Origin of the sequence: Bacillus sp. ME78 (assembly GCF_903970865.1) — a bacterium.
GTDB classification, from domain to species: domain Bacteria; phylum Bacillota; class Bacilli; order Bacillales; family Bacillaceae_G; genus Bacillus_A; species Bacillus_A cereus.
This window is the reverse complement of the sequence record NZ_CAJCKK010000003.1, coordinates 128102-140562: the sequence shown is the minus strand read 5'-3', so window position 1 is coordinate 140562 and position 12461 is coordinate 128102. Positions and strand designations below refer to the sequence as shown.

Sequence of the window (12461 nt, the reverse complement as noted above, 5' to 3'; positions counted from 1 at the left end):
GAGTGAGAAGCGTGTCTGAAAAACTACTAGAAGTGAAAAATTTAAAGACTTCTTTTTTCATAGAAAGTGGCGAAGTTGAAGCGGTTCGCGGCGTTACATTTCGCTTAAATAAAGGAGAAGTAGTCGGTATCGTTGGGGAATCTGGAAGCGGGAAGAGTGTAATGGCGAAGTCTGTTATGTCTCTCGTTATGTCACCAGGAAAAGTGAAAGAAGGGGAAATCCTTTTTCATAATGAAAACATACTTTCTAAATCTGAAAAAGAATTACGTTCTATTAGAGGAAATCAAATTTCATTTATCTCTCAAGACCCAATGTCAGCGCTGAATCCGGTCGTGAAAATTGGGAAACAAATGATGGAAGTAATTATACGTCATCAAAAAGTGAAAAAGAAAGAAGCAGAGCAAATCGCGATTAACTTGTTAAAACAAGTCGGCCTTTCGTCACCAGAAGAAAGGGTAAAACAATATCCGCATGAACTAAGCGGTGGTATGAAGCAGCGGGTTATGATCGCAATGGCGATGTCTTGTAACCCAGACCTTCTTATTGCTGACGAACCGACGACTGCACTTGATGTAACGATACAAGCACAAATACTAGATTTAATGAAAAACTTAAAGAACGAAACGAATATGGCGTTACTTCTTATTACGCATGACTTAGGAATTGTCGCGCAAAACTGTACGCGCGTCATCGTTATGTACGGCGGGCTTATTATGGAAGAAGGATCTGTACTTGATATTTTCCAATCGCCGAATCATCCATATACGAAAGGGCTATTAAACTCTCTGCCAAAAATAGCGAACGGCGTAAAAGAAAGACTCGCTCCTATTCAAGGTGTAACACCAAACTTATTAAACCCGCCACAAGGTTGCCCATTCGCAGAGCGTTGCCCGTATGCGATGGATATTTGTGAAAAAGAACGTCCACCATATTTTGAAATCGGAAACGAAAGACGTTCTATGTGTTGGTTAAATGATAGGGCGGTAGGTGATTTCCATGCATGAAGAAAACTTAATTGAAGTTCGGAACTTAAAAAAGTATTTTCCTATTAAAAAAGGACTATTCGGCAGAAAAACAGAGCAATTAAAAGCAGTCGATGACTTAAGCTTCACTATTAAAAAGGGTGAAACATTCGGGTTAGTAGGAGAATCTGGCTGCGGAAAATCAACGACAGGAAGAAGTATCATTCGCTTACACGATGTCACTTCAGGTAACGTTTTGTTTGACGGAAAAGATATCGCAAGTTTAAAGGAAAGTGAACTAAAAGAATATCGAAAAAGAATGCAAATCATTTTCCAAGATCCATACGCATCATTAAACCCGGCAATGAATGTATTCCAAATTATTAGCGAACCGATGAACATTCACGGTTCCTACGAAAAAGAAGAACAAAAAGAAATCATTTTAGACCTTCTGAAAAAGGTAGGATTAAAAGAAGAACACTTATATCGCTACCCGCACGAATTTAGCGGAGGCCAGCGCCAGCGCATTAGCATCGCGCGCGCACTATCTGTAAAACCAGACTTTATATTATGTGACGAACCAATCTCAGCACTCGATGTCTCAGTCCAAGCACAAGTCGTAAACATGCTGCAAGACATCCAAGAAGAAACAGGCGTCACATACTTATTCATCGCACATGACCTATCTATGGTAAGACACATATCAGACCGAATCGGAGTCATGTACCTAGGAAACATAGTAGAAATTGCCGACAGCGAAGACCTATACACAAAACCGGCACATCCATACACACAAGCACTACTCTCATCTATGCCAGAACCAGATCCAACAAACATAGGAAAAGAACGGATCATCCTAGAGGGAGAAGTGCCAAGCCCACTAAACTCACCATTCGGCTGCAAATTCAGAACGCGCTGCAAATTCGCCACTGAAAAATGCGCGCAGGAAGTACCGAAAATGGTGGAGATTGCGAAGGGGCATGAGGTGGCTTGTCATTTGTTTTAGATTTGAGGAAAAGCATTGGGGGGACCTGGTGCTTTTTTTCTTTGTAGGTGAACGTGATGTGGGATTGGTTGTTAGTTTAGGAGATAACGCGCTCGAAATTTGTCGGTAAATCGATATGTTGTGTCGAAACGTTGATATATTCGGAGTTACGATCGATATAATCGAATAATCGTTGATATATTTTTTTAAAGAGTGGGATTGGTTGTAGATTAATGTAGAAATTTAATGTTTTCGAAAAAAAGAATTGACTTCTATATTAGTTGTAACTAAAATAGTTACATAAAGATGTAATCAATTTAGTTACAACTAATATCTGCTAAAAATATGATTTATATATTTAATTAAGGATGGTGGTCCATACGTTGCCACCCGGTGTAGAAAGTTACTAACACATTCAAATCAATGCATATTCTAAGCTTTAGTATTTTCTGTTACGGGGCAATAAGGTGCAACGTTATCTTTTGTTAAAAACCTTGGTGGATCTTTCTTTGGAAATATTAGTTTTGGGGAAATATAGTAAGGTATCTAAAAAAGAACAAGGTATAAAAAGATGTACTTATATAAACCCAAAATTTAGTTGAGCTGGATAATAAAAAAAAGGTAGGAGATTTAAATGGAGACGAAACAAGATAACCTTATTTACGTATGGGATGCATATTGTGGATGGTGCTATGGTTTTTCAGAAAGTATTAATGGATTTTACAAAAACCACACTGAAGTGCCATTAACGGTTTTATGTGGAGGGTTATTTTTAGATAATTTACCAATGAAAAACTTCTCATATATAGAAGAAGGAAATAAAAGAATTAATCAACTTACAGGTGCTGAATTTGGTCCTTCATATCAAAAATTGGTGGAGGAAGGGACTTTTAAAATGAATTCGAAAGATGCTGCAATTGGCTTTTCAGCTTTACGCTCATTAGCGCCAGACCGTTTATTAGAATTCACTTCGGCTATGCAAAAAGCGTTTTATTATGAGGGCCAAAGTCTGAGTGATCCTGAAACATATCGCAAGATTGCAATCGAGCATGGTTTGGACCCTGAACAAGTATTAGAACGTTTAAACGCTCAAGAAACAATAATAGATGTCCAAAATGATTTCAATAAAGTTCGACAGCTTGGTGTTAATAGCTATCCTTCCTTACTTTTACAAAAGGATAATCAAATTATTCCTATTGGTGGTGGCGTAATGACGCCGGATAAAATTGAAGCGCGTTTTAAAAATTTATATTAAGAAAATTTAGGATATAGTAGCAAACATGTTATCTTAGGACACCTGACATTCATCTCCGGAATATTCGCCAGTACTATTACACTTTCAGATGAATGGGATTGGGAGATTTTATCGGAACAAGATAAAAATATGATAATTAGTTAATAACTTTAACAAAAGGAGAATAACATACTATGTTTAAAACAATCGATACAAATCAAAAAGATGTGAAATTAACGGTGTTTAGTTCGGACGAAAAAAGCTTTATGGTCACAGCAACATTAGTTGAGAAAGCAGGACATGCATTTTTAATAAACTCAAAATTTACTCAATCTGATTCGAAAGAAATTGTAGAGTATTTGAAAAAAAACAACTTATCTCTAGATAAAATCTTTATTATTCATGGGGATCCAGACTACTACTTTGGATTAGAGAGCATTAAAGCCGTTTACCCAGAAGCTATAGCGTATGCTACGGAGTCTACTGTTGAACATATCGTTCATTCTGTCTTAGGGAAATTAAAAGTTTGGAAAGACGCCCTTGGAGAAAATGCGCCAAGTAACGTGGTATTACCTCAAGTGTTTAAAGAAAAAGCGATTGATTTTCAGGGGTTAACATTTGAACTAGTAGGCTTAGATCATTACAGAACTAGCTTATTTAATAAAGAGCTGAAAGTATTAATTGGTGGTATTGATGTATTTAACGAAATACATGTATTCTTAGCGGATACTAGCTTAAAAGCGGCGATGGAGGCGTGGATTGAGAACTTGAAAGTGTTACAAGCATTACATGCTGACATAATTGTACCAAGCCATGGATCAATCGGAAAATCTCTAAATAATCAAGCACTTACTGCGACAATGGATTATCTAAGAACTGCGGTTCAAGCTTCTGAGGAAAGTGGAACTTCAAAAGATTTTGTGGCAAAACTTGAAGCAGCATATCCAGACTATGCAAATAAAGGTATATTAGAATTAAGTGCAAAAGTTGTAACAAAAGAAATGCCTTGGGGTTAATGATATGAATAAATATCAAAAACTATTACATGAAACGTATGTGTTAACTGGCGAAGGGAAATTGGATGCGTTCAAAACGTATTTAAGTGAAAATGTATCTTGGACAGAAGCTGCTGGGTTTCCATATGCAGGTACTTATATAGGTCCAGATGAAGTAGTGAAAAACGTACATGAACGTCTTGGCACGGAATGGGATGACTATAGCGCTAAAGATGAAATTTATACTTTTAATAACAATACTGTTATTGTGTATGGAAAATATAGTGGAACATATAAAGCTACAGGGAAGTCATTTGTAGCAGATTTTTGTCATCTTTATAAGTTTGATGAGAACGATAAGGTTAAGAAGTTTATTCAAATTGTGGACAGTGCAACTGTTAATGAGGTATTAAGTTAGAGTTAATCGTTTCTAATATGCCTTGTATAGGGGGAGGATAAATGAAATTCCTAACATTACCCCTGACATTACATTTTGGGGAAGGTTTCTCCTTCTTCAAACTTTTTATAGAAGAAAACTTATTTAAGTAGAAGAGGTAGGTATATATGAAATTAGAGAAAAGTTTAATCATAACAATTATTTCTGTATTTATTTTAGGAGTAGTTTCGACTTTGGTATATCAAGCTTCCACCGGTAATAACAAAGGGAACGCAATAAAGAGCGAGAATGTTGCTTCTGTATCAAAAGAAGTGAAAGAAAATGAAAAGAATAAAAAGATGGTAGTTGATTTCTATAATGAAGTTTTTAACAAACATAATATCGATATTATCCCTAAATATGTTAGCGAAGATTATAAGCAACATAATCCTTTTGTTGCTGATGGACGAAAAGCCTTCATGGATTTCTTTAAGGAGGATTTTGTTAAAAATCCTAATTCCTCTGCAGAGATTAAACGTGTAGTAGCTGAAGGGGATACAGTTGCTCTTCATGTACACTCTCGTACTAATTCTCAAGATAAGGGAGTTGCTATAGTGGATATATTTCGTATCAAGGATGGAAAGATTGTCGAACACTGGGATGTAATTCAAGAGATTCCAAGTGAAGCAGCTAATGATAATACGATGTTTTAGATAGAAGATATATTTAATAATTGTTTAATTGATAGTGCTGTATAGAATTTAGAAATTTAGATAATTAGTTATCAAATTTGGAAATCATTTAAAAATAGCATATTAAATGATGGCACAAATTAATACGAAATAGCTCTTTAATAAAAAATCCGACTCATTAAAAAATGAGTCGGATTTTTTATTAAAGAATAGTGCTAATTTTGTGGTTCGGCACCATCTAAATTTGGAAACCATGAAAGTATAGGTATTCTATATCCACGTAAAGTAAAATCGTAATTTTTTCCTTCTTTTATGTTTGCTTGCAGATTCACTGAATTAAACTTCATCATAAGAAGGCTATCCTCATTAGAAATAACTTTTTCAGCTCCATTTTTTTGCTCAACCTAGTACAATCTCACCAGTATAAAAAAGACCACCATTACTGGCAGGCCTTTTTTGGTAGTTTTAGAAATTTAATTATAACATATTAATATACAAATTATAAATATACTTTTCCCAAAGATACTATAAGTTTTTTATAATTCTTGATTTCTCAATTTTCATTGCATGATGAATTTTTCTATAAGTATTAACAACTAACATTAAAATTATCAATCCGCTAAATTATTAGAAAAAACTGGTTATCTATATAATTATTTGGTAAAATATAGATATAATTAAGAGGGTAAAGTTAATATAGATCAACTAAGTAATGCTAAGAAAATGTTTTATTGCATAAAAAAAGGCTCCATTGCTGGAGCACTCAAAATAAACAAACGAATTAAAACAAGAAACAGACAATTTAACTATATATATAAAACATAAATAAATCTATATATATGTAAAAATGCATATAAAAACTCTATTTATTGATGCTATAATAGGTTTACTCGATGATTGTTATATTTTTTTATGGTTTTTAAGAAATAAATACCTTCTTAACACCAAGTGTACAAGTAAAAGAAGACATCTTAGGCGATGTCTTCTTTTCTTATATAATAACAACACAATAAAATTAAGATGGTTTAAGTAGGAGGAAGGCACCTTTGGGGTGTCTTTTCTTTGTCGAATTTGCCTAATAGGGGCAGCACCACATTGCTATCAAGTTCAAACATAATTTTCATCCAAAACAAAAAACGAGCTGAATTCACATAAATAACTGTAGAGAGCTAACAATTTTATTTTGGGAGTACTTTAAAATATTAGCTTGATGGTGATGGGGTAGTACCCCATCGCTATCAAGCTAAAAATATGAATTTCCCCAAAACAATAAATACGAGCAAAATGCACAAAATTTTCGTTCTGGGGGTAATATGAGATTTTAACTTGATGGGCATAGGATCGTACCCTAGATATCACAAAATGATGAGAAAAATGACAAAACTGTAAGATAACGAACTATTTTGTAAGGAAAATCACTCGTTTCATTAGCAAATTTTTTCTATAGTAAAGATAAGAAGAAAACAAATAGGGTGATATGAAAATGAATGTTCTTGAAGTAAAAGGTTTAACGAAATTTTATCAATCAAAAGGTGCGGTTGCGACCAATCTGATTTTTCATTACAGGCTGTTCGACTGTTCTTAATGAATTCATGAAATGAGGTTGTACTTATATTGTAAGGAGTGGGACAATTGAAAACGGTACTATCGGTGCAACACCTAACGAAAGAAATCAAAGGCAAGTTAATTGTGCAAGACATATCATTCGATGTGGTAGAGGGAGAGATTGTTGGATTACTTGGTGCGAACGGAGCAGGTAAGACAACCACGATGAAGATGATAGTTGGTCTAAGCACAATAAGTGCCGGGGACGTGCAGATTGCAGGTTACAGTATTAAGAGTCAGTTTTCTAAAGCACTCTTCAATGTAGGGGCAGTGATTGAAGCACCTGCATTCTATCCTTATTTGAGTGGATACGAAAATTTACGTCAATATCAGCGTTTGCACAAAAATTCGAGTAAGGATTGGTTGCTGGAGGTAGCCAGTCTAACAGGTATAGAACATGCGCTTGAGCAGCGAGTAAGTACGTACTCCATGGGAATGAAACAACGCTTGGGAATTGCACAAGCACTACTGCGAAAGCCAAAGTTGCTTGTGTTAGATGAGCCAATGAATGCACTTGATCCTGCTGGTGTCCGTGAAACCCGGAACTATTTGAATAGAATTGCGGCAGATTTGGGCGTAGCAATTGTGATTTCCAGTCATCAACTTTCTGAGATTGAGCAGATGGCACGCCGAGTGGTTATTATGCAGAATGGTTGCTTAGTGACAGAGCAGCGGATTGATGATGGGTTAAATGATGGGAAATTCTATATCACTCTTCACGTTGATAATGTTGAGCTTACAAGCGAAGTTGTGGTTAACTTGTTTGGAGATGATCATCATGCATTGGATTATACGCAGACAAAGAAATTATCTAACGGTTTGCATACTATGACAGTAGCTATTGATGAAAGTCAAGTTCCAAAGCTGATTCGAGCATTGTGTGATGCTAGGGTGGAAGTTCATCGGGTCTTGCCGGCACATACGAGTTTAGAGGATAAGTTTTTAAAATGGACAACTGCGCGTGGTGAGGTGAATTAAGTTGTTATGGAATGAATGTTTGAAGATAGTGAATAAAAGAATCTTTATTCTTTCACACATTGGTTTTATTGTGATGACTGTACTGTTATCTTGGGCATACACCAGTAATATCAAGGCTGATGATACGGTGGCTCAAGTGGTAAATGCTTTGCTTGGCCTATCGGGAATGCTTGTTATTCTACCTTGGGCGATTGTTTTATCACCTCTTATTTGGACGGATGAGTATCAATATGGTACTCTGAAACAACTGTTCCTGCATACATCCTCGCGTTCACGGTTGTATGTTGCAAAAATTGCTGCAATGATTTTGCTCATCATTACGGGTATTGTTAATATATTCATTGTTTCTTTGTTAACGAATCTTCTGATGGCTCCCCAAAACATACAATGGGGCGACATGACGGGTGCTATATATTCTATCGGAGCAATCGTATTACAATGTTGCCTATATGCAAGTCTAGCATCCTTAATTGGCGTGTGGACGAGATCAGCTGCTATCGCAGTAGGAAGTAGCTTAGTGCTATACTTTTTACAAATGATATTTGGTGGTAGTCTCTTATCTATATCATGGACACACATTCTATTTATTCATCATGATGATTTAAGTGTCTATTGGAGCACGTCACCATATAAATCGGAATTAGCTGGCTTACCTATGTCGTTAGCGATAGATATCGCCTATATTTTGTGTTTCTTTGCAATTGGATTATGGTTGTTCGTCAAAGAGAGAGGAGCAGACTAAACATAACACGGAGCTAAGAATGAGCAAAATAGAATACAGTTATGTCGCTTATACCAATACTCGGGATAAGGGTATGGAAGATAAAATAATGAATGTGAAACTGAAAGTAGCCAATAATGATAATTGATTACGCTAGTCCAATAAACCAGCAGCAGTCTAGGACTTTATTTTTTTGTCAAAGACTACCGCTGGTTTTACATTAAAGTCAGTCTAACATTTTATCTTTTTCGGGCAGAAACAATAGAATCAGGGGTACTACTACATCGCTATTAAGCTAATAAAACTAAATTTCCTTAAAATGAAAAAATACGCTATTCTTTCTGTAGAATCCTAGGAAAGGATGGCGTTTTTTATGTCTGTTTCTGTGTCTGACGAATTACAACTATTTGCTCAAGAGATTCAAAATTTTTTATCTCCAAATACCTTACGGGATCTTGCTAGAGAAGTTGGCTTTGTAAAAAGAACCAGCAAGTACCAAGCAAAAGATTTAGTAGCTTTATGTGTATGGTTGAGCCAAAATGTAGCTATGACTTCTTTAACTCAGTTATCTAGCTGTTTAGAAGCATCAACAGAAGTACTCATCAGTCCTGAGGGACTGAATCAACGGTTTAATAAGGCAGCTGTTCAACTTTTACAACACCTACTAGCCGAACTACTAAACAAAAAATTGGCCGTATCTATGCCGATTTCTTCTCCCTACACTTCTGTTTTCAAGCGTATTCGTATTTTAGATTCAACTGCATTTCAACTCCCGGATGTATTTTCATCGGTTTATCCAGGTGCAGGAGGATGCAGCCATACAGCTGGAATAAAAATTCAACTTGAGTATGATTTGTTAAGTGGACAGTTCCTACATATTCATACAGGTCCAGGTAAACAACATGATCGCACTTACGGCTCTCTGTGTGTCCCAACTGTGACAGCAAATGATTTATGTATCCGAGATTTAGGTTATTTTCATTTAAAAGACCTTCAATATATACAAGATAAAGAGGCCTACTATATCTCTCGTATCAAGTCGAATACACGTATTTATCAAAAAAATCCTAACCCTGATTATTTTCAAGACGGAAGAATTAAGAAAGGTACAGAGTATATACAGATAGATATGGAAACGTTAATGAACTCCCTTCAACCAGGACAAACATGTGAAATAGCTGATGCTTATGTAGGAATGATTGATAAAGTGCCAGCTCGTGTAATTGTTCATCGATTAACAAAACAACAGCAACAAAAACGATTACAAGATCAAGCTGTAAGAGAAAAAAAGAAAGGAATGAAGTATTCTCCTCGTAGTAAACGACTCAGTGGTATCAATGTATATATGACAAACACTTCTACAGATATTGTCCCGATGGGACAGGTACATGACTGGTATTCTTTGCGTTGGCAAATCGAAATTTTATTTAAAACGTGGAAGTCATTTTTTCAAATCCATCATTGTAAAAAGATAAAACCCGAACGATTGGAGTGCCATTTATATGGTCAATTGATTGCCATTCTACTCTGTTCTTCTATCATGTTTCAAATGCGCCAATTGCTCCTCATGAAGAAAAAACGAGAACTTAGTGAGTATAAAGCTATAAATATGATTAAAGACTATTTTCTTCTTCTATTCCAAACTATACAAAAAAACACCCAAGAGCTATCAAAGGTGTTACTTCGTCTGTTCAAACTCCTACAGCAAAACGGGCGAAAATCCCATAGGTATGAGAAGAAAACAGTCTTTGATATATTAGGTGTCGTTTACAATTGTACCATGTCGGATAACCAAGCAGCTTAATTCAAAAAAGGAAACCCGATAGGGTTTATTTCGTATGCAAATCTTTAAAGCATCTACGTATAGACTTTCGAAAAAAGAAACAAGCTTGCTTATCATTGACGTTACACGGGCTTAGCTTGATAGCGATGGGGCAGCACCACATTACTATCAAGTTCAAACATAATTTTCATCCAAAACAAAAAAACGAGCTGAATTCACATAAATAACTGTAGAGAGCTAACAATTTTATTTTGGGAGTACTTTAAAATATTAGCTTGATGGTGAGGGGAGAGTACCCCTAAAATGTGAATTTACTATATTAATTTGTTTCTAGTCTTAAAAATGAATAAATTTAACATCAATAGGGATTTTGAGATAAGTCATACGAGATACTTGTAAGCCTTAGCTGAAGTGTAAAAGTAATTAAATATCTATCAATAGAATAAATCATATTGATAGATATTTAATATTGTAAATTTGCAAGTTCTTGATGTTATTTCAGTTTTTTATTAATTTCAATATATTTTAGGTTCATGAGTACTTACTGGGGATATTATTAGAAATATGCATTGAATTAAATACAAAGTGTATCTAGTATATTGTCTTTTTCTACCTTATTGATACCAATATATTTCAGTGTAATTTGTAGGGTGCTATAATTGAGTATTTCTTGCAACATCGCCATATCTTTTGTTTATAGAACCAATATCCAAAGGTTTTTAAATTATATATGAATAAATTATGCCTTCTTAGATAAAGAAAATTGAGTTCAGATTAACGAAGAACGTAGAATACATAATTTCAACTAGATTTATTATTAATTAAACTATCCCCACCACCAAGCTCCGCCTCAATCTGCGAAGTCTTCGATGACTCATCCATACGCCAATACGTAATAAAGCTTATAGCGATACATCCAGCTACGTAGAAGTAGAATAGTGATTCCATTCCGATACTTTTTAGCCATAATGCGATGAACTCAGCTGTTCCGCCGAATATCGCAACTGTTAGTGCATATGGTAAACCTACGCCAAGTGCGCGAATTTCAGTTGGGAAGAGTTCTGCTTTTACAATTGCGTTAATGGAAGTGTAACCAGTAACGATAATGAGACCGACCATCATGAGTAAAAATGCTACGATTGGTTCTGTCGTTTTTTCCATGAAGAAGAAGATCGGCGCTGTTAGTAATGTTCCGAGAATACCGAATGCCATTAATAGTGGGCGGCGTCCAATTTTATCGGATAATAGCCCCGCAATCGGTTGAAGTACGACGAATATAAGTAGTGCGACAAAGTTAATCCAGCTTACAATTTCTTTCGGAAGGCCGACTGTGTTTACCATGAACTTTTGTAAATATGTTGTGTACGTATAAAATGCAACAGTGCCTCCTAATGTTAGGCCGACTACTGTTAATACTGCTTTTGGGTGTTTCATAAGAGCGCGAACGGTTCCTGCGCTTTCGCGTTTTTGTGATTTTATGTTTGAGAACTGCTCCGACTCATCCATCGTGCGGCGAAGCCATAATACAGCTACTGCGCCCATCGCTCCAATAATGAATGGAATACGCCATCCCCAAGCTTTCATATCTGGTTCGCTTAGTAATTGCTGAAGAACAATTTGAACGCCTAACGCAACCATTTGTCCAGCAACGAGCGTTACATATTGGAAGCTTGAATAAAAGCCACGGCGTCCACTACTAGCCATTTCAGATAAATACGTTGCGGAAGTTCCATACTCTCCGCCGAGTGACAGCCCTTGAAGTAAACGAGCAAGAACTAAAATAATTGGTGCCATAATACCGATACTTTCATAACTCGGTGTACAGGCGATAATTAAAGAACCACCCGCCATAACTGTAATGGAAAGCGTTAATGCTGCCCGGCGTCCGTGCCGATCTGCATAGCGTCCCATTAATAAACTGCCGATAGGGCGCATTAAAAATCCAACTGCGAAAATAGCCGCTGTGTTCAGTAACTGACTCGTTGGATCTCCTTTAGGAAAGAACTCTGCTGAAAAATAAACAGCGAAAGCAGAGTAAACGTACCAGTCGTACCATTCAATTAAATTGCCGACTGAACCTTTGAAAATATTGCCGGCGACTCGGTTTGATTTTGCTTGAGCCATAATCAT

Annotated in this window: 10 protein-coding genes and 1 pseudogene; 9 read left to right on the top strand and 2 right to left on the bottom strand. The window is 36.0% G+C overall.

Annotated elements, in window-relative coordinates; genetic code table 11:
• The first annotated feature begins 11 nt into the window (after positions 1 to 11).
• From H6481_RS06200 to H6481_RS06160, 9 genes are all read left to right on the top strand, one after another.
• Complete coding sequence (locus H6481_RS06200; RefSeq protein ID WP_097920689.1) at positions 12 to 1004, top strand: ABC transporter ATP-binding protein; 993 nt, start codon at positions 12 to 14, stop codon at positions 1002 to 1004.
• Positions 997 to 1968: an ABC transporter ATP-binding protein gene (locus H6481_RS06195; protein ID WP_142307464.1), complete on the top strand. Its 972-nt coding sequence runs from the start codon at positions 997 to 999 to the stop codon at positions 1966 to 1968. Before H6481_RS06200 ends, H6481_RS06195 begins: the two co-directional genes overlap by 8 nt.
• Before the next feature lie 613 nt (positions 1969 to 2581).
• Positions 2582 to 3202, top strand: coding sequence for a DsbA family protein (locus H6481_RS06190; protein ID WP_182811236.1), 621 nt, complete (start codon positions 2582 to 2584; stop codon positions 3200 to 3202).
• A 173-nt stretch (positions 3203 to 3375) separates the two neighbouring features.
• Entirely contained in the window at positions 3376 to 4197 is an 822-nt protein-coding gene (locus H6481_RS06185) for a cytoplasmic protein (protein ID WP_182811233.1), read from the top strand.
• A 4-nt stretch (positions 4198 to 4201) separates the two neighbouring features.
• Positions 4202 to 4594 (top strand): nuclear transport factor 2 family protein, encoded by a 393-nt coding sequence (locus tag H6481_RS06180; protein WP_001046367.1) that lies wholly within the window; start codon positions 4202 to 4204, stop codon positions 4592 to 4594.
• 146 nt (positions 4595 to 4740) lie between these two features.
• Entirely contained in the window at positions 4741 to 5265 is a 525-nt protein-coding gene (locus H6481_RS06175; protein WP_065482361.1) for an ester cyclase, read from the top strand.
• A 1611-nt stretch (positions 5266 to 6876) separates the two neighbouring features.
• Positions 6877 to 7827 carry an ABC transporter ATP-binding protein gene (locus H6481_RS06170; RefSeq protein WP_182811230.1) on the top strand — a complete coding sequence of 317 codons (951 nt, stop codon included), beginning with the start codon at positions 6877 to 6879 and terminating at the stop codon, positions 7825 to 7827.
• 1 nt (position 7828) lies between these two features.
• Entirely contained in the window at positions 7829 to 8569 is a 741-nt protein-coding gene (locus H6481_RS06165; protein WP_182811228.1) for an ABC transporter permease, read from the top strand.
• Between the two features lie 352 nt (positions 8570 to 8921).
• The gene (locus H6481_RS06160) at positions 8922 to 10352 is read left to right on the top strand and encodes an IS4 family transposase (RefSeq protein WP_182811225.1); all 1431 of its coding nucleotides are present in this window, start codon (positions 8922 to 8924) and stop codon (positions 10350 to 10352) included.
• Positions 10353 to 10905: 553 nt separating this feature from the next.
• Here the strand turns inward: H6481_RS06160 and H6481_RS06155 are convergent.
• Both H6481_RS06155 and H6481_RS06150 read right to left on the bottom strand, forming a co-directional pair.
• Positions 10906 to 11051 (bottom strand): annotated as a pseudogene (locus H6481_RS06155) (integrase); the annotation flags it as partial.
• An 81-nt stretch (positions 11052 to 11132) separates the two neighbouring features.
• The gene (locus H6481_RS06150; RefSeq protein ID WP_182811219.1) at positions 11133 to 12455 is read right to left on the bottom strand and encodes an MFS transporter; all 1323 of its coding nucleotides are present in this window, start codon (positions 12453 to 12455) and stop codon (positions 11133 to 11135) included.
• Positions 12456 to 12461: the final 6 nt, after the last annotated feature.

Excerpts from the sequence above, each read along its gene's own strand:
- H6481_RS06195 (WP_142307464.1), top strand. The coding sequence starts at position 997 with ATGCATGAAGAAAACTTAATTGAAGTTCGGAACTTAAAAAAGTATTTT.
- H6481_RS06190 (WP_182811236.1), top strand. The coding sequence starts at position 2,582 with ATGGAGACGAAACAAGATAACCTTATTTACGTATGGGATGCATATTGT.
- H6481_RS06185 (WP_182811233.1), top strand. The coding sequence starts at position 3,376 with ATGTTTAAAACAATCGATACAAATCAAAAAGATGTGAAATTAACGGTG.
- H6481_RS06180 (WP_001046367.1), top strand. The coding sequence starts at position 4,202 with ATGAATAAATATCAAAAACTATTACATGAAACGTATGTGTTAACTGGC.
- H6481_RS06175 (WP_065482361.1), top strand. The coding sequence starts at position 4,741 with ATGAAATTAGAGAAAAGTTTAATCATAACAATTATTTCTGTATTTATT.
- H6481_RS06160 (WP_182811225.1), top strand. The coding sequence starts at position 8,922 with ATGTCTGTTTCTGTGTCTGACGAATTACAACTATTTGCTCAAGAGATT.
- H6481_RS06150 (WP_182811219.1), bottom strand. The coding sequence starts at position 12,455 with ATGGCTCAAGCAAAATCAAACCGAGTCGCCGGCAATATTTTCAAAGGT.